This is a genomic window from Aquirufa ecclesiirivi, from assembly GCF_011250515.1.
GTDB lineage: Bacteria > Bacteroidota > Bacteroidia > Cytophagales > Spirosomataceae > Aquirufa > Aquirufa ecclesiirivi.
On record NZ_JAANOP010000010.1, the window covers coordinates 37025 to 56318 of the forward strand.

14 protein-coding genes and 1 tRNA gene are annotated in these 19294 nt (G+C 37.4%); 10 read left to right on the top strand and 5 right to left on the bottom strand.

Annotated features, from left to right (window positions below; genetic code table 11):
- Positions 1-135: 135 nt before the first annotated feature.
- A complete protein-coding gene (gene pdxH, locus G9H65_RS12275; RefSeq protein ID WP_166375633.1) occupies positions 136-768 on the bottom strand; it encodes a pyridoxamine 5'-phosphate oxidase in 633 nt (210 codons plus the stop codon).
- Between the two features lie 64 nt (positions 769-832).
- On the opposite strand from pdxH, the gene polA reads away from it, so the two are divergent.
- Together polA and G9H65_RS12285 are read left to right on the top strand one after the other, a co-directional pair.
- Positions 833-3682: a DNA polymerase I gene (gene polA / locus G9H65_RS12280; RefSeq protein ID WP_166375634.1), complete on the top strand. Its 2850-nt coding sequence runs from the start codon at positions 833-835 to the stop codon at positions 3680-3682.
- 10 nt (positions 3683-3692) lie between these two features.
- Entirely contained in the window at positions 3693-4685 is a 993-nt protein-coding gene (locus tag G9H65_RS12285) for a glycosyltransferase (RefSeq protein ID WP_166375635.1), read from the top strand.
- 112 nt (positions 4686-4797) lie between these two features.
- Here G9H65_RS12285 and G9H65_RS13440 read toward each other — a convergent pair whose 3' ends face one another.
- From G9H65_RS13440 to G9H65_RS12300, 3 genes are all read right to left on the bottom strand, one after another.
- Complete coding sequence (locus G9H65_RS13440) at positions 4798-5019, bottom strand: four helix bundle protein (protein ID WP_317164426.1); 222 nt, start codon at positions 5017-5019, stop codon at positions 4798-4800.
- 172 nt (positions 5020-5191) lie between these two features.
- Positions 5192-6061, bottom strand: coding sequence for a carbon-nitrogen hydrolase (locus G9H65_RS12295; protein ID WP_166375690.1), 870 nt, complete (start codon positions 6059-6061; stop codon positions 5192-5194).
- Positions 6055-7020: a glycosyltransferase family 9 protein gene (locus G9H65_RS12300; protein WP_166375636.1), complete on the bottom strand. Its 966-nt coding sequence runs from the start codon at positions 7018-7020 to the stop codon at positions 6055-6057. Before G9H65_RS12300 ends, G9H65_RS12295 begins: the two co-directional genes overlap by 7 nt.
- A gap of 96 nt (positions 7021-7116) precedes the next feature.
- Between G9H65_RS12300 and G9H65_RS12305 the strand changes: the two genes are divergently transcribed.
- The 3 genes from G9H65_RS12305 to G9H65_RS12315 all read left to right on the top strand — a co-directional run bounded on the left by G9H65_RS12305 (position 7117) and on the right by G9H65_RS12315 (position 10682).
- A complete protein-coding gene (locus G9H65_RS12305) occupies positions 7117-8598 on the top strand; it encodes a glycine--tRNA ligase (protein WP_166375637.1) in 1482 nt (493 codons plus the stop codon).
- Between the two features lie 20 nt (positions 8599-8618).
- Complete coding sequence (locus G9H65_RS12310; RefSeq protein WP_166375638.1) at positions 8619-10535, top strand: DUF349 domain-containing protein; 1917 nt, start codon at positions 8619-8621, stop codon at positions 10533-10535.
- Positions 10536-10609: 74 nt separating this feature from the next.
- A tRNA-Thr gene (locus G9H65_RS12315) sits at positions 10610-10682 on the top strand.
- Positions 10683-11044: 362 nt separating this feature from the next.
- Here G9H65_RS12315 and G9H65_RS12320 read toward each other — a convergent pair.
- The gene (locus G9H65_RS12320) at positions 11045-12133 is read right to left on the bottom strand and encodes a helix-turn-helix transcriptional regulator (RefSeq protein WP_166375639.1); all 1089 of its coding nucleotides are present in this window, start codon (positions 12131-12133) and stop codon (positions 11045-11047) included.
- Between the two features lie 134 nt (positions 12134-12267).
- Between G9H65_RS12320 and G9H65_RS12325 the strand changes: the two genes are divergently transcribed.
- From G9H65_RS12325 to G9H65_RS12345, 5 genes are all read left to right on the top strand, one after another.
- Positions 12268-12582, top strand: coding sequence for a hypothetical protein (locus G9H65_RS12325; protein WP_166375640.1), 315 nt, complete (start codon positions 12268-12270; stop codon positions 12580-12582).
- Between the two features lie 247 nt (positions 12583-12829).
- Complete coding sequence (locus G9H65_RS12330) at positions 12830-16438, top strand: PAS domain S-box protein (RefSeq protein ID WP_166375641.1); 3609 nt, start codon at positions 12830-12832, stop codon at positions 16436-16438.
- Positions 16439-16503: 65 nt separating this feature from the next.
- A complete protein-coding gene (locus G9H65_RS12335; RefSeq protein ID WP_166375642.1) occupies positions 16504-16863 on the top strand; it encodes a response regulator transcription factor in 360 nt (119 codons plus the stop codon).
- Between the two features lie 17 nt (positions 16864-16880).
- Complete coding sequence (locus tag G9H65_RS12340) at positions 16881-17723, top strand: hypothetical protein (protein ID WP_166375643.1); 843 nt, start codon at positions 16881-16883, stop codon at positions 17721-17723.
- Between the two features lies 1 nt (position 17724).
- Positions 17725-19149 carry a glycosyltransferase family 2 protein gene (locus tag G9H65_RS12345; protein WP_205753309.1) on the top strand — a complete coding sequence of 475 codons (1425 nt, stop codon included), beginning with the start codon at positions 17725-17727 and terminating at the stop codon, positions 19147-19149.
- Positions 19150-19294: the final 145 nt, after the last annotated feature.

The window sequence follows — 19294 nt, forward strand, 5'->3', positions numbered from 1 at the left end:
TAGCAGAATTCGTCTTAGGATTACCTTCTTTCTTCTTTTATGTCGTTCAGCCAAGGTTGAAAAGGAATTTTAAAATATGAATTTTATTTGAATTAAAACTCATTTATAAATTATAATTCATCATTTATAATTTATTTAAGGCGCAATTCGATACCTCTCCCAATTTCCATGGACCAATTCATACACCACGCGGTCGTGAAGTCTAGATGGCCTTCCCTGCCAAAATTCGATATAATCAGGAATTAATTCATATCCACCCCAATGTGCTGGCTTAGGAATTTCTTGTCCTTCGTATTGTTTCTCCAATGCATTGAATCGCTCTTCTAAAAATTCACGATGAGGAATTTTAGCACTTTGTTCAGAAACCCAAGCCCCAATTTGGGATGCTCTAGGACGAGATTGAAAATACTCCGTTGATAATTTCTCATCTACTTTCTCCACATGCCCTTCAATACGGACTTGTCGCTCTAATTCCCCCCAAAAAAAAGTAATAGATGCTTTGTCGTGATGCTCGATATCATGCCCCTTTCTTGAAAAATAATTGGTAAAAAAAGAAAATCCACGATCCACATATTTCAACAAAACAATTCGACCTGAAGGACGCATATCTTTCCCCAAAGTACTTAAAAACATGGCATTAGGCTCCGGCAATTCCGCATTTTGTGCTTCTTTAAACCAAATTTTAAATTGTTCCAATGGATCAGGATGTACCTTATTTTCCAATAATTCACCTTTCTGATAATTTTCTCTTAGGGCCGCTAAATTCATAATTCGAGTATTTATTCCTTATCTTTGTTTAGGCTCCAAAAGCCCGTAAATAAAGATTAAATATATGAAAAAATTATTCCTTTTTGATGCAATGGCCTTGATTTATCGTGCCCATTTTGCATTTGCTAAAACACCCAGAATCTCATCAAAAGGAATAAATACCAGTGCCGTCTTTGGTTTTACGAATACCATTTTAGAAGTTATTCAAAAGGAAAAACCCGACTATTTGGGTGTTGCCTTTGACACCTCGGCTCCTACTTTTCGACACATCGAATACACGCCTTATAAGGCGCAGCGACAAGTCCAGCCAGAAGACATCACCATCGCCATTCCCTATGTAAAACGTCTAGTGGAAGCCATGGATATTCCCTTACTTATCTTGGATGGATATGAAGCCGATGACATCATTGGAACCATTGCCAAAAAAGCCGTAAAAGCCAATCCGGATATCGTGGTTTACATGATGACCCCTGATAAAGATTATGGGCAATTAGTGGAGGAAAGAATTAAGATGTATAAGCCTGCCTTCATGGGTAAAGGCGTAGAAATATTAGGACCAGAAGAAGTTTGTGCACGCTGGAATATCCAACATGTGGATCAAGTGGTTGATATGCTAGGATTAATGGGGGATGCTGTGGACAATATTCCAGGCATACCAGGTGTAGGAGAAAAAACTGCACAGAAACTGATTGAGCAATATGGTTCTTTAGAAAATCTATTAGAGAATACCGATCAACTCAAAGGAAAACTTCAAGAAAACCTCGTCAATTTTAAAGAACAAGGCATATTATCCAAACATTTGGCTAGAATACTTTGTGAAGTTCCCTTAGAATACGAAGAAGAAAGACTGCTTTACACTCCACCTAATAAAGCTTTATTAGAGCCCTTATTAGATGAGTTGGAATTCCGAACACTACGAAAGAGAATTTTAGGTGAAGATGCCCCAGCCGAAAATGCTGCACCTAAAGCCAAGGCTAGTCCTAAAGTAGCCGCCAATCAAATGGACATGTTTGGTAGCCCAGCCCCGGCTGTAGCCATTACCTCTGTTTCTACAGAAGAAAACGCTGAAGAGGAAGATGCATCTACGTATCAATCTTTCAATACGCTAGAAAATACGCCTCACCAATACCATTTAGTCCAAGGTGAAGGTGCTATTAAAGGATTAATTACCTATTTAGCTCGACAATCCTCTTTTTGCTTTGATACCGAAACTACGAACATCAATGCCATTGATGCAGAATTAGTGGGAATGTCCTTCGCTTACAGAAATGGGGAAGCTTTTTATATTCCTTTTCCTGAAGATACAGAAGCATGTCAACAGCAATTAGCATGGTTCAGGGAATTATTTGCGAATGAGCAGATTCAAAAGATTGCTCAAAATATCAAATATGATATGAGTGTATTGGCCAACTATGGCATTGAAATCAAAGGAGAAACCTACGATACCATGTTAGCCCATTATTTGATCGAGCCAGAAAAGCGACATAATATGGATGCGATGTCCATGAGCTACCTGCATTATGAACCCATGTCAATCGAAAAATTAATTGGCAAAAAAGGGGCCAAACAAGGCAATATGCGTGATGTAGATTTGGATTTGGTCAAAGAATATGCTGCAGAAGATGCCGACATTACCTGGCAAATAAAACCATATTTAGACCAGTTAATGGCTAGCAATGATAAAACGGTTCAACTGTTCAAAGAGGTTGAAATGCCTTTAGCTAGAGTTTTATCTACCGTAGAAAGAGAGGGTGTTTTATTGGATATTCCTTTCTTAAAAGACATGTCAAATACCCTTGAAAAAGATTCGATTGAAGTTCAAAAGCAAATATTTGAATTAGCGGGCGAGTCATTCAATATCGCTTCTCCCAAACAATTAGGTGAAGTATTGTTTGAAAAACTACGCTTAGATCCGAAAGCTAAAAAGACTAAGACCGGTCAATATATGACGGGGGAAGAAATCCTTTCCAAATTAGAAGGGGAACACAAAATCGCCTCCTTGATCCTGGACTTCAGAGAATTACAAAAATTGAAATCCACTTATGTGGATGCTCTTCCTCAATTGATCTCGCCGAAGACGGGTCGCATTCATACTTCTTTCATGCAAGCGGTTACGGCTACAGGAAGATTGTCATCTAAAGATCCTAACTTACAAAATATACCTATCCGAACGGTTCGAGGTCGAGAAATCAGAAAAGCCTTTATACCTAGAAATGAGGAATACCAAATTCTTTCTGCGGATTATTCTCAAATAGAATTGCGAATCATGGCGGCTTTTTCACAAGATGATTCCATGTGTGAAGCCTTTAACAAAGGATTGGATGTTCACAAAGCCACCGCTGCCAAAGTTTTTCAAGTTCCATTGGAAGAGGTAAGTTCCGATATGAGAAGAAAAGCCAAAACGGTCAACTTTGGAATTATTTATGGTGTATCTGCCTTTGGTTTAGCCGCTCAAATTGGAATTTCCAGAACTGAAGCCAAAGAAATCATAGACCAATACTTCCTTGAATTCCCCAAGGTGAAATCCTACATGGATCAAAGTATAGCCAAAGCAAGGGATTTTGGCTATGTTGAAACGGTTTTAGGAAGAAGAAGGTATTTGAAAGACATCCTATCTCCTAACATGAATGAAAGGGGTTTTGCGGAACGAAACGCCATCAATGCCCCCATTCAGGGATCAGCTGCCGACATGATTAAAGTGGCCATGATTCAGATTCAAGATTTCTTATGGAAAGAAAATTTGAAATCGAAAATGATCCTAACAGTACATGACGAACTTGTATTTGATGCTCATATGGATGAAATTGGCTACCTTCGTGAAAGGATAAATGAAATCATGTGTTCTGCCCTTGATTTGGGTGTAGTCATTGAAACGGGTATTGGTGTTGGTGCAAATTGGTTGGAGGCCCATTAAAGATTAAATTGTGAATATTTCCATCGCATTATGTACCCGTAACGGGGAAAAATTTTTAAGAACACAACTAAGCAGCTTTGTTGATCAAACCTTGCAAGCCGATGAAATCATTGTTTGCGATGAAGGATCTACGGATCAAACGTTAGCTATCCTTGAGCAATTTTCCGACAGATTACCCCTTAAAATTTATAAAAACCCAGAACGTTTAGGTACCTATCGAAATTTTGAAAAGGCCTTATCGCTTTGCCAGGGTGATATTATTTTCCCAGCAGACCAAGATGATTTTTGGGTTCCGCAAAAGTTAGAACGCGTTTTCACCTATTTTAATTTACATCCAGAAATTGATGCCATCTTTACAGATGCGCTATTAGTAGATGAATTTGGACAAACTTCAGGCAAACAACTTTGGCAATCTTTCCGCTTTAGACAAAAACAGCAGCAGGAATGGAAAAATGGTAAATCTTTAGAAATCTTGTTGGATGGAAACCGGGTTACAGGTTGTACCATGGGCATTAGAAAATCTTATTTTGAACGTGTCAGTCCCTTTCCAAGTTCACTTCCCTCCTCTTTCTTGCATGATGCGTGGTTAGGCATTATGGCAGCTGCTGAAAATAAAATCGACTTTATTCCTGCTACCTATGTACACTACCGTTTGCATTCAGAACAACAAGTGGGTGTGAAAGGAAGTGAAGGAAAACCACCCACCATGGTAGACCGCATGAGTCGCCCTCATGCAGAAAAAGTAGCACCTTATTTGAAAAACTTATCATTTCTTTGTCAAGTTCGAGAAGCCATGTTGGCCAGCAACCCATCTCTCTCCTTGGAAGCTCTTGATACCAAAATTGAGTATTTAGAAAGACGAGCTCATCTTCCTGAAACTCGCTGGAAACGCTTAAAACCAACTCTTCATAACCTCCTAGGTGGTCATTACCATCGATTCAAAGACATGGATTCCGAAGCCCTAGCGCCCTATTTGATGTTTTTGGGGGATCTTTTGGAATGAAAAATGTAGAATGTAGAATGAAGAATGTAGAATGAAGAATGTAGAATTAATGGTATAAATGACTTGACTTTAATATACTCCCTAAAATTCTAAGTAGCTCATCTAATTTATTTTATAAATCTTCATTACAATAGATTTTGGACCCTTTTAAAAGCTTAATCCAATATCCTGTTTCTCTTGCCTCTTTATAAGCAATATGCATTTTCGCATAAAAATCCCTTTTCGAAGACCCTCCAATTGCTTCTTCAACATTAGCTCCAATGGAGGTTCCAGACTTTAAAATTTGTTTACTAATCACATATTCATGTTTTTCAACTTGAATGTAATTAACAATTTAAATGATTTCTAATGCAAATTGAAAACTTTTTATTTGAATAATATTGTCAGATTTCATTTTATTTTTCATCAAATATCTTACAAAAAAAATATTGTAGAATTTAAATAATTGATATTGGATGCCAATTTACTTATAAATTGTAGGTCCATTCTACATTCTACATTCTTCATTAATCCACAAACCGCTTTACCACATTCCCATAAGAATCAATCCTCCTGTCGCGGAAGAAAGGCCAGGTTTTACGGTAGTATTCACTCGACTCAACATCAACGGATAAAACGGCTATTTCTTCTTGATCATGAGGGGCTTGGTACATGACACGTCCAAATGCATTGGACACAAAACTTCCACCCCAAAATTGCTGGCCATTTTCAATACCCACTCGATTGACTGAAACCACAGGAATACCATTCGCTATGGCATGGCTCCGTTGAATCGTTTGCCAAGCTTGATATTGCTCCCGATTGATATCTCCATTTTTCTCTTCCAAATCCCAACCTATAGCCGTAGGATACACCAAAACCTCTGCTCCTTTCAAGGCCGTCAGACGTGCTGCTTCTGGGTACCATTGATCCCAACAAATTAAAACGCCAATTTTGGCAAATTTGGTTTGATATACTTGATAGCCTAAATCTCCTGGGGTGAAATAATACTTTTCATAATAGCCAGGATCATCTGGAATATGCATTTTACGATATTTTCCGAGGTAAGAACCATCCGCATCAATCACCGCGGTAGTATTATGGTATAATCCTGCCGCTCTTTTCTCAAACAAAGAAGCAATAATCACTACGTTCAACTCTTTCGCCAATTCTCCCAATTCATCGGTGCTAGGCCCAGGAATTGCCTCAGCCAATTCAAAAAAACGAGGATTTTCTTCATAGCAGAAATAAATAGACTGGAATAATTCCTGTAGACAGATTACTTGAGCACCCTTAGCAGCTGCATCTCGGATGGATTGAATAGTCTTAGTCCAGTTTTCCGTCAGATTTTCTGAAACTGACAATTGAATCAAGGCAAAGGATACGTTTTTCATAATGTTTGAGAGGCGCTAATAATGGGATCTAAAGAAACCTTGTTCAAACAATCAAAATGACCTAGAGGACAAAAATTGCCTCCTTGAGTTGAACATGGCCGACAAGTAATTTCTTTATTTTCAATGGAAGTATACTCAGTTTGATATGGATAGAAGCCAAAATCGGAATGCGTAGCACCCCATAAGACAAATAATTTCTTTTTTAAAGCAGCAGCAATATGCATCATACTGGAATCATGTGCAATGACAAACTCGGCTTGCTGTATCAAAGATGCCGATGCCGCTACAGAAGTACGGTTGCATAAATTGATGACCTTTTCTGGAAATAAGGTCTGTAAACGATAGCCATAATGTTCATCCCAATTATCTCCGATCAGTACCAATTGTCCATTAATTCGCTCACACAATTCAATCATTTTAGGGTAAGAAAGCACCTTGGTGATGTATTGAGCTCCAATCGCATAAACGATGTACTTTCCTTGAATTCCAACATCTTTTGGATTTATGGCCTGACCAGAGGCTATGAAATAATCCAATCCTTTTCCATCCGAATGAATATCCAATTTTTGTAAGGAATCAAAATATCGATCCACCAAATGTTTTTTAGGCAATAAGTTAATTTTCTCTTTTACCAATAGATTGCGTTCCTTAGTGAACTTATCAATCTGGTAAGGAATTTTACCGAGTAATAAACATAATAAATGCGAACGCACATTTTTGTGTAAGTCGACCACCGCATCAAAACCCTCCTTTCTAAGCTCTGAGGCTAGATTCCAAAGGCTTCCTTGGTAAGCATGTACCTGATGAACATAAGGGTTTCCTTCCCACAAATTTGCGTATTGTTCCTTGGTGGCAATATGTATTTCAGCCTCAGGATATCGACTTTTCAATGCCCGAATGATGGGAGTTGTCAAGATAATATCCCCTAATGAGGAAAAACGAATGCAGAGAATTTTGTTCATTGTACGCAAATAGCACCGTAAAATTAAGAAAATTCAATAGCCAAGCCTCATACTTTCATTCTTTTCGGTAAATTGCGCTCTAATTTGATTGCTTTAATGGAAAATAAAAAACAAGACACCGCCTCAGCTTTAAAAGACATTATTTCACATGCTAAAGAATACGGCTTCGTATTTCCTTCTTCTGAAATTTATGATGGTTTGCAGGCTGTATACGATTACGGCCAAAATGGTGTTGAACTAAAGAATAATTTAAAAATGGTATGGTGGAAAGCCATGACCATGTTAAACGATAATGTGGTAGGAATAGATGCTTCTATTTTCATGCATCCCCTCACTTGGAAAGCTTCTGGTCACGTAGATTCATTCAACGACCCGATGATTGACAATAAAGACTCCAAGAAGCGTTATCGGGCAGATACTTTATTAGAAGACCGTGCTGCTCTATATGAAGCAGAAGGACAAGCTGAAGTAGGCAAAGCCTTGTTGCAAAAGATGGCCAAGGCCTTGGATGCTGGGGATTTGGAGGCGGTCCGACAAATCATTATTGATGAAAATATCACCTGTCCTGTATCTAATACAGCCAATTGGACAGAAGTTCGCCAGTTTAATTTGATGTTTTCAACCCAAGTGGGAGCTGTATCGGAAGATGCCAGCTTGATATACTTACGACCTGAAACAGCTCAAGGAATCTTTGTTAATTTCTTGAACGTACAAAAAACAGGCCGAATGAAAGTGCCATTTGGTATCGCTCAGATAGGAAAAGCGTTTCGTAACGAGATTGTAGCTCGAAATTTCATTTTCCGTATGCGTGAATTTGAACAAATGGAAATGCAATTCTTTGTTCGTCCTGGTACTGAAATGGAATGGTATGCTGCTTGGAAAGAGGTTCGTATGAAATTCCACCAGGCCATTGGTTTGCCTGCTTCTAAGTTGAAATACCACGATCATGAAAAGTTGGCCCATTATGCCAATGCTGCCGTGGATATTGAATATAAATTCCCTTTTGGATTCAAAGAAATGGAAGGTATTCACTCCAGAACGGATTTTGATCTCAAAGCGCATCAAGATTTATCCAGGAAAAAACAACAATATTTTGATCCTGAAATCAATGAAAACTACATTCCTTACGTCATTGAAACCTCCGTTGGAGCAGATCGATTGTTCTTAGCTATCTTATGTAATGCCTATACAGAAGAAATAGTTGGTGAAGGAGACCAACAAAAACAAAGAATTTACCTTAATTTACATCCTGCAATAGCCCCCATCAAAGTGGCGGTATTGCCATTAGTGAAAAAAGATGGTCTCGCTGAAAAAGCTCAGGAAATCAACCGTTCACTGAAATTTGCCTTTAATACTACCTACGATGAGGGTGGCGCCATTGGAAAGCGTTATACTCGTCAGGATTTAATAGGAACCCCTTATTGTGTGGTGATTGATTATCAAACGATGGAAGACGATACGGTAACCGTACGTGATCGTAACACAATGAGTCAGGAGCGCATTTCTATAGCTGACCTAAAAGAAAAATTAGGTTATGCTGTATCGATGGAGCGTATTTTTGAAAAATTACTTGTTTAAACACGCAAACAACGATGAGTATGATGACCGAAGAGACCCCAAAAGCTGAAGCTATTTCTGTAGAAGCAATCTCCTCTACACCTGTTTCTCCCTTGGAAGAAACAGAAAAAGTGATAGAAAGCAATGCAGAGATTGAATTAAGTAGTCCAGCTGAAGCCGTGTTGAGTACGGATGACAAAACCTTGGAATATCCACTTTTGGAGGACGGACATTCAAAAGAGCATTTACATCGCTTTTTTGGAAAACTAAAAGATTTGGTACAGCTTCATGCAGGTCCTGCGGTTTATAAAAAAGTAGATGAATTATTAAAAGAAGCCAAGGAATCTTGGGATCATATCAAGCAAGTTGAGCGACAAGCTGCATTGGATAGTTTCAAAGCTGCTAATGAAGGATCTGAAGAAGGATTTACTTATAAAGGAGATAGTTTGGCGCAAGAGATTGATTCAGCAATTCATACCATTAAAAAGACCAAACAAGACTTTTTCCAACAATTAGAAAAAGTTAGGGAGAAAGCTTTGGAAGGTAAAACACGTTTGATCAATGAATTACGCACCTTAGTCGATGCGGATGATAATTCTGATCCAGCTCATGTCAATGCCAGTTTTAAGGCATTCAAAAAAATCCAAGACGAGTGGAAGACCTTAGGTTCAGTTCAAGGACCTATGAATCAAACACTTTGGCAGAGTTATCATGCCTTAGTGGATCGTTTTTATAGTAACCGCAGTATCTTTTTTGAATTGCTGGAACTAGATCGCAAAAAGAATTTACAAGCCAAAGAAACCATAGCGGTGAAGTTAGAAAGTCTAGCCGAAATGGTGAAACAAAATGCTCCTTTGCAAAAATTAATGAAGGATGCAGAAGAATTGTTTGAAGAATACAAGCATATTGGACCTGCTCATCGTGAAGAGAATGAAGCATTGTGGCAACGAGTTAAAAAATCATTGGATGTGTTGTTTGAACAAAAAAGACAAGTCAATGAAACTCAAAAAGTTGTTTATGAAGAAAATTTAAAGATTAAGAAAGAATTAGCCGATTTAATGCACCACCACGCCACCTTCCAGTCGGGCAGTATTGCTGAATGGAATCAGGCATCCAAGTCTGTATTAGCTTTACAAGAGCAATGGGGTAAGTTAAAAGGTGGTTTGCCTAGAGAAGGGGGCAAAGAAGTGAGTCATCAATTCTGGTCCGATTTGAAACTATTCTTCAAACATAAAAGTGAGTTTTTTGCCAAAATAGATGCGGAAAGAAAGGCCAATTTAGCAGCTAAACTTTTGTTGATTGAACAAGTGGAAGGAATCGTTGCGGTAGGTACAGAAACCCAAGAAATCACGCAGCAAGTGATTGAATTACAGAAGAAGTGGAAAGAAATAGGCCATGTACCTGAAAAACAAAAGGATCAGATCTATGCCAAATTTAAAGCAGCCTGTGATGCTTATTTCAATTTAAAACGCAGTAAAGGTAAAGGAGCGCAGGATGAAGAATTTGATGCGAATTTACTGGCAAAACAAGCCCTCTTAGCTGATTTAGAAGCGACTTTGAAGGATCCAAGTTTATTAGCTAATTTAAAAGCGAAGAAAGAAGCTTGGGATTCCATTGGTTTTGTACCGCGCAAAAATGTCAAAGAGATTCAGGAGAAATTTCGCAATACATGGAATGCGGTCATAGATTTGGCTAGGACTCAACCGAAAGAGCAATTAGCGGCTTGGGGATTTGAGTTAAAATCATTGCCTGCGGAGACAGGTGGAGGATCTGAGGAGCGTCGGGGACACTCGGGTGACAACCGTAAGAAAATCCAAGCGTTGGAAAATGATATAGCCGTGTTAACCAATAACTTAGAGTTTTTTGCCAAATCGAAAGGTGCGGATAAATTACGTGCTGAGGTAGAAAAGAAGATTGAGCAGGCACAAAAGGAATTGGAAAAACTTAAAAAAGATTAAAAAATAATACGTTTTTTTTGGGGCAATACTTGTCAATTTAAGCCTAGATGCTTACTTTTGCATACCCAATTCAAGCCTCCTTAGCTCAGCTGGTAGAGCAACTGACTTGTAATCAGTAGGTCATTGGTTCGATCCCGATAGGAGGCTCATCAAAGCTCAGCAGAAATGTTGGGCTTTTTTGTTGTAATTCGTAGGTCATTGGACTAGCCGTCCGCGTCGTCCCGATAGGAGGCTCATCAAAGCTCAGCAGAAATGTTGGGCTTTTTTGTTGTAATCGTAGGTCATTGGACTAGCCGTCCGCGTCGTCCCGATAGGAGGCTCATTAAAGCTCAACAGAAATGTTGGGCTTTTTTGTTGTAATCGTAGGTCATTGGAATTGTATTCCGCGTCCTCCCGATAGGAGGCTCATTAAAGCTAAGCAGAAATGTTGGGCTTTTTTGTTGTAATTCGTAGGTCATTGGAATTGCTTTCCCCGACTGGGCGTCCCCGTTGATCCCGAAGAGGCTCATCTATTGATACATGGATAGAGCTTGTTCTAATTTTTCCTTGATCTGCTTTCTTAAATTTTCAGGATTCAAGACTTCCAAATCATTGGCATACCTCATTAAAAAACTCTCCAATTCCACATTAATTTCAATATGCCAAGTAATATGAATCATCCTATTTGATCCATCCCTTACATCTATCTGCTGGGATGGATGTAAGGGATATTTTGTCAAATATTCCAACAACCAATTATCGGTATTCAAGCAAACGCTAACTTTTTCTGTCTTAATTTCTGGGTTAGTCAGATTATTTCGAAGTATCCCCAACATATTTTTAAAATAATTAGGAGGATAAAAATCAGGCGCAAAACGGAGTTGGTATTTCGAATTTACCACCTGTAGATTTTCCATTCGATCCAAGGCAAATAAGCGAAGTGAATTGATGTCCGTTTTTACCCATCGTTCATGCTCTTTCACTTCTTGAATCAGCACATACCATCCTGTATACCAGCCATTATTGTATTCTTTGATCATCAATGGTATACCTTGATAGGTTTTATGACGAGCTGATTTGGATAAACTTTGGTATGAAAAAAGTAAACAATTTTTCGCTGCAATTGCTTCTAAGATAGGTTTAATAAGATCTGAACCTGCTCTTTCTCCATCCTTGATCAATTGAATACTTGGCCAAGCAAGAATTTCATGGTAATTCGATAAATTATTTTCTAAAATAATGGCCCTTAACTTATTGACAATTCCCTTCCCTATTCCATCCGTAAATAAATGCTGATTCAAATCAATCATGGAAGCAATCTGATTTAATTCCTTTTCGGAAAAACTGGGAAAAGCAGAAATGTCTTGTCGAACGTAGTAAAAACTAAACGTTGACCTCGAAAAACGAATTAATTCGCCCTGTTCCTCCTCCAAACTAGGGTATCGTTCTTGGAGTAATTCTTTTAAGGTATTGATATCCCGACTAAAACTTCGTTCAGAATAACTGAGAATATCAAATTGCTCGAATAAATATTGCTCTACCCTCCGATAATTCACTTGAAAAGTCTTCCTTAAAAATAAATTATTGATTTCTCTGAGTCGGTCTTGTGGGGAAAGCATAGGCAAATAAGAATGAAGAATGTAGGATTGATTAATATGACAAGCTAATAAATTATTTATAAGTCGCCAAGTTTTGGCGGTTTGTATATTGAATTTTGGGTATCGAAAATAAAAACATACAAATTTTAGATCCCATGAATAACAAACTTGTAAAAATCATGATGTTGAGTTTGGTCCTAGTATGGATCATGATCTATGCCACAGAGGGTATTGCTAAGGCTATTTGGCCAACAAAGCAGTACAAAAAATACCGCTTATGGATTTTTGCCATGGTGTTGTTGAATGTATTTATTTCATTCTTTCTTATGTTTTCTCCCTACCAATTATTTGGTCAAAGCAGCAGCGACGGGTACTATTCTTTGTTGGTTACAGCTCACATTACTTATTTAATCGTAGGATGTGGCCTGCATGTTTTCTCCCAAGTGGATGAAAAAAAAATAGTAGCATAGAAATTCCCCTATGTAGATTCGTTAAGTCGAGCTGAGTATAAACTAGATGATACACCGAAAATTGGCACAGGTTGAATATTTATGGCCATTTGAATTCAAAATTCAATATTTATTGGCTAAATTAGTTCACTGTTCACTGTGTTCCATAAAATCATGTATTATTCCAATTCTTCCTATTCCAAAAGGAATAATTGGGTGCATATTCTAGTAGGTGCAAAGGGGCAAGCATTCTCTATCCTACAAATGTATGCAATCAATTATTTTACCTGTTCCTCAACATGAAGAAGATAGATTAAAAGCTTTATTGCATTATAACATTCTTGATACCATATCCGAGGAGGAATTTGATGACCTTACCCAATTAGCCTCTTCGATTTGTCAAGTACCCATTGCTTTAATCTCGTTAATTGACAAAGATAGACAATGGTTTAAATCAAGAATTGGCATTTCTGAACAGGAAACAAGCAGGGATATTTCCTTTTGTCAATACACCATCATGGGTGATTCCATATTTGAAGTTCAAAATACACTTCAAGATGATCGCTTTATCACTAATCCCTTTGTTACAGGGAAAGATGAAATTCGTTTTTATGCTGGTGCGCCCTTACTGAATCCCGATGGCTATCCCATAGGTTCTTTATGTGTGTTGGACCGAGTACCACGGCAATTGACAGATGAACAAAAAAAATCCTTACAAACACTTTCTAAACAAGTCATCAATCAATTAGAGCTTCGACAAAAAAACATACAATTAAAAAATGAGATTGCTTCTTTGGCCAAAGACGCCTTGGAAGTATTAACAAAAGAACTCAACTCCTATAAACTTGCATTGGATCAAACCTCCTGTATCATCATCACTGATGAGCATGGGATTATCAAATTTGTCAATGATACCACGTGTAAAGTTACCAAATTCAGTAAAGAAGAATTGATTGGTCAGCATAACCGTATCTTAAATTCAGGTTACCATAAATCTGACTATTTTGCCGATATGTGGAAAACCATTCAAAATGGATCCATTTGGAAAGGAGAAATTAAAAACAAAGCCAAAGACGGCTCCTTATTTTGGGCTGATTTGACCATTGTTCCCATATTTGATGAAGCAGGAAAAGCCAGTAAATTTCTTGCCATCAAAAGCGATATCACCCGCCAAAAACAGGGTGAAGATCAACTAAAACAGTATTTTGATTTGTCGAAAGATTTATTGTGCATTGCCAATGTCAATGGGTATTTTGAACGCATAAGTCCGAGTTTTTCAGAGATTCTTGGTTTTTCAAACGAAGAACTCATGAACAAGCCATTCTATGATTTCATTATAGCCGAGGATGTCCTTCCGACGCAAAAAGTCATTTCTAGCTTAGCAGATGGAAAGGATGTCATCAATTTTGAAGCTAGGTTTATTTGCAAATCCGGTGGTCATCGAATATTAAGCTGGAATGCCTCACCCAACAAAGAGTCGGGCTTATTATTTGCCACTGCTAGGGATATCACAGAAATCAAAGCAAGGGAAGAGGAAAACAAACGATTATCTTTTGTGGCACGAGCCACGGACAACATGGTGGTCATCACCGACAAAACAGAAAGAATTCAATGGGTCAATGAACCCTTTGAAAAAATATCGGGCTATACTTTTGAAGAATCACTGGGTAAAAAACCGGCAGAACTTGTTCAGTTCTCCGAAACCAGTGTAGAAACTCGTCGTGCTATCCGAGAAGCTCTCAATCAATTAAAGCCTTATAGAGGTGAGATTCAAAATATCAGTAAATCCGGTAGAAAATATTGGGTAGATGTATTTATTAGTCCGATTTTCAATGATTATGGGGACATCATCAATTACATCGCCATTGAATCTGACATAACAGAGAAAAAAGAAAAAGACAGTAATATTGCCAATTTGTTGGCTACTCAAAAAGCTATTTTCTATGGTGTAGGGCTGGGCGTTATTTTTACTGACACCCAAGGTATCATTCAAAACATCAATCAAGCAGCCTTAAATTTATTGGAGTATAGTAGTTCGGAGCTAATTGGAAAGTCCACTCCTGCCCTATTTCATGATCCTGAAGAAATCAAAAAGCGTACCAAAGACTTAAGCTTGGAACTGGGAATTGATCTTAAAACTAGTTTTGACACCTTTGTCATTAAAGCGAGAAGCCAAGGTGTTGCTGATGCCAATGAGTGGACCTATATTTCTAAATCAGGAAAGCGCATTCCTGTATGGTTAAGTGTGACATGTATTCGCCATGTCAATGGAGGAATCTTAGGATATTTGGGAGTAGCAGAAGACTATACACTCAAAAAACAAGTAGAAAATGAGTTAATCCAGGCCAAAAACTTGGCAGAACAAGCGGTGTTTGCCAAAGATAGTTTCTTGGCCAATATGAGCCACGAAATCAGAACACCTTTAAATGCTGTCATTGGGTTTACTGAACTATTGACACAAAGTGAATTATCTACTGAACAAAAAGAATACCTAGAGCATATTCAAACTGCCGGCGATAATTTATTGGTGATTATCAATGAAATTCTTGATTTATCGAAAATTGATTCAGGGCAATTACACATAGAAGAGCATCCCTTCCAAGTTAGAAATACCCTCAAGCATGTGTATGAATTACTTAAAGTAAAAGCTCAAAAAAACCACTTGGAGTTTAGCTTATTGTTGGATGCCCAAATCCCTGAGATTGTGATAGGCGATAAAGTCCGAATAAACCAAATTTTGATGAATTTAGCAGGTAATGCTATTAAATTCACAGAAGAGGGCGAAGTTATCATTTCTGTCAAAAAAACCGCTGAAACGGATTCTACGGTTACCCTTCGTTTTTCAGTCAAAGACACGGGGATTGGTATTGCTGAATCAAAACTTGAGAGTATTTTCGAAAGGTTTAGGCAAGCCGAAGAAAGTACCACAAGGAAATTTGGAGGCACGGGATTAGGATTGAATATTGCCAAACAAATGGTGGAACTCCAGCATGGAAAATTAGAAGTGAAAAGCAAATTAGGACAGGGTTCAGAGTTCTACTTTAGCTTAACGTTTAAGAAAACCTTGGATAGTAACCAAGAAGTAAACAATTCACACAATATAGTGAACAATGACTTAGGGAAATTATCCATTCTCTTATGTGAAGACAATGAATTAAACCAGCGCCTGGCAAAAACGGTGGTTCAAAATTTTGGTTTTGAAATTGATATTGCTGCGAATGGTCAACTAGGCATAGAAAAGCTTTTACAAAAAAAGTATGATCTAATTTTGATGGATTTACAAATGCCTGTACAAGATGGCTATCAAACCACCATCATGATCAGAAATGAACTAAACATGGATATTCCGATCATTGCCATGACGGCCCATTCATTAGTAGGTGAGCAACAAAAATGTTTTGATATTGGGATGAATGCGTATGTTGCTAAACCATTCAAGCAATTTGAATTATTGGAAGCCATCCAAGAAGTCATAAAAAAAAGAGGTCAACTTGGAACAAAATCGGTAACGACAAGCGCAGATATCGCCATGGAAGCCAATACGATAGCCATAAATTTCACTTATTTAGACGAATTGTCAGGCGGAGATGATGATTTCAAAAAAGAAATGATCGAGCTTTTCATCAAAAATGTCCCGGAAGATGTAGAAAAGTTATCGCTAGCTATTCTAGTTGAAAATCAAGCACAAATCAAAAAAACGGCCCATCATTTGAAATCATCCTTGGCGATGTTTCAACTAAACGATGGTATTCAATTTTTAGAATTTGCAGAACAGCAATCATTAGCTGAAACAACGGATCCTAGTTTGACCGACAAAATGAAACAATTCCAAACATATATAAATACCGTTATTTTATCATTACAAGAATTACGCTAATCTACCTCATAAAAAACCTAGCATTTCTTATCAATTGCCCATGCTAGGCCTATAAAATTTATACAATGAAAGTATTACTCGCCGAAGACAATGAAATATTACGAACTTCACTTTCTTTCTTCTTAAAGAAGCAAGGCTTTGAAGTTAGTCCATTTAGTAATGGAAAAGACGCCCTAGAATCCATCAAAGTGCATAAATACGATATTATTCTATCGGATATCAATATGCCAGGCTTTAGTGGTTTGGAAATAACCGAATATGTTCGAAATACGATGCAACTGGAAACGCCCATCATTATATTCACATCTTCCACGGTGGAACAAACGGAATTAGATTCATTTCGAATTGGTGCCAATGAATTTATCGCAAAACCGGTAAGTCCTGCCATATTATTGATTAGAATGAATAAATTACTGAATCAATAAGCCTTAGCTCAATTCAGATGTTAGAATACAGCAAGCAATTCTTTTCGGATTTACAACCTGCGGACTTTTTCATCGTGGGGGCTATACTATTGTTTACCTTAGTATCTATCGTGCTGTTCATTGCTATCGTGCTGAGTCGATTATACCATATCCGACAAGCGATACATTTTGAAAAAAATACAGAAACGATTAATAATCTTTTATTAGAAGTACTTTTTAATGAGAAGAGTTATTTTGATTTAATAGAAGACAAAAAGCTATTGCGCCTTTTTTCGATTCCTCAATTTAGAGCTCAAATGATGGAGTCCGTGATAAATTTGCACCAAAATTATGAAGGTGAATATGCCGAAAGTCTTAAGAAATTTTATGTAGAATCTCAATTAATGGCTGATTCATTTGTGAAACTGCGCGATAAAAAATGGGAAGTTAAATGTAAGGGAATCAAGGAATTAACTGAAATGAACATTCAAAGAGCCTATGATCATTTGATTGAAATATCCAAAACCAATCACCCAATTTTGAAAATCAATGCTTTAAATGGTTGCATTAAAATCAACGGTCCACAGGGCATCATACATTTAGCCAAACATAAATTTACTATTGATTTATGGACTCAATTAAACATCATTGATGCTTTGAAAAAAACGTCTTTATTGGATACACAAAACATCGAACTCTTACTTCAAGCCAAAAATAATTCTGTGATAAGTTTGGGTTTAAAAATCATTCAAACATTTAGATTATTTGAAAAGCAAAGTCATGTCGAGGCCTTGTTACAACAAAAGCATGATAAACATATATTGAAGGAAGCTGAAAATCTATTAGCTACCTTTAGCACCTACGGTAAAGAGATAAACTGATATGGGACCATCTAATTTACCCTTTCTGGTAGAATTATATTTGAACATAGCCTTGGTTTATGCCGTCACCATCATGACCTCGTATATATATTTGGCCTATTTATCGGTCAAAGAATTAAAAGCCTATTCCAAGAAAAACAGTTTTGAAAATTACGAAGTCCTGCTTTCTAGTGAATATGCCCCCTATTTATCTATTATAGCCCCTGCCTATAATGAGGGATTCACCATAGAAGAGAATGTGAAGTCACTCTTATCACTGAATTACAATCATTATGAGGTTATCATTGTCAATGATGGCAGCAAGGATAATTCCATGGAAATCCTACAATCCACCTATGATTTGATACCCCTAGAATTAAAGAAAATTGGATCCATTCCTACAAAAAATGTAAAGGCGGTTTATCAATCGCAAAATTCGGCTTTTAATAAGTTGATTGTGGTGGATAAAGAAAATGGAGGAAAGGCTGATGCTCTGAATGTTGGTATCAATTTTTCAAAACACCCCTACGTTGTGTGTATTGATGTTGATTGTATCTTGGACAAAGACGCACTATTAAAATTAGTAAAGCCTTTTATGGAAAATAATCATAAAAGAGTGATCGCAACAGGTGGTGTCGTACGAATAGCGAATCAATGTGTCATTCAAGATGGTCGATTGATTGAAGTCAACATACCCGATAAATTAATGCCAAGAATTCAGGTATTGGAATATTTACGTGCTTTTCTTTTGGGAAGGATGGCTTGGGAAAGATTGGATGGTCTTTTGCTTATCAGTGGAGCATTTGGAGCATTTGATAAAGAAATTGTCATTGCAGCTGGTGGATATAGTACGAAAACCGTGGGTGAGGACATGGAGCTGGTAGTTAGAATGCGGCGGTATATGCACGAAAGAAAATTAGCCTATACTGTAAGCTACATCCCCGATCCACTCTGCTGGACCGAAGCTCCAGAATCAATGGATATATTCATGAAACAGAGGAGTCGATGGATGCGGGGTACGATAGAAACCTTATGGTCGCATCGAATTATGTTTTTTAATCCTAAATACAAATTATTGGGTTTAGTTAGTGTCCCATATTGGACATTTTTTGAGTTTTTTGCACCGCTAGCTGAAGTGATAGGTATTTTAGCCACTTTGTATTTTATTTTAGTTGGCATGATGAATTGGCATTATTTCTTTTTGTTGATGATTTTTGTGTATGCCTTTGCGATTCTATTTTCCATCCTGACCTTATTTACAGAGGAACGTACTTACCACAAATACAACAAAATAAATGATTTTTTAAAGTTGCTTGCTGCTGCCTTCATTGAGCCATTTTATTTTCATCCTTTGAGTGTCATTTCAGCCTTTAAGGGCTATATCGATAAGATCAAAGGAACGCATTCCTGGGGTGAAATGACGAGAAAAGGCTTTAATAAGAAATGATAAATTATAAGTTATATATGGTGAATTGTGAATGCCTGAAATAAAATTTATGTTTAAAATTTCACTTTTAAAACGGTCAACTCTAATATGAGAAATACAAAAATCTAAACACTTATTCTACATTCTTCATTCTTCATTCTACATT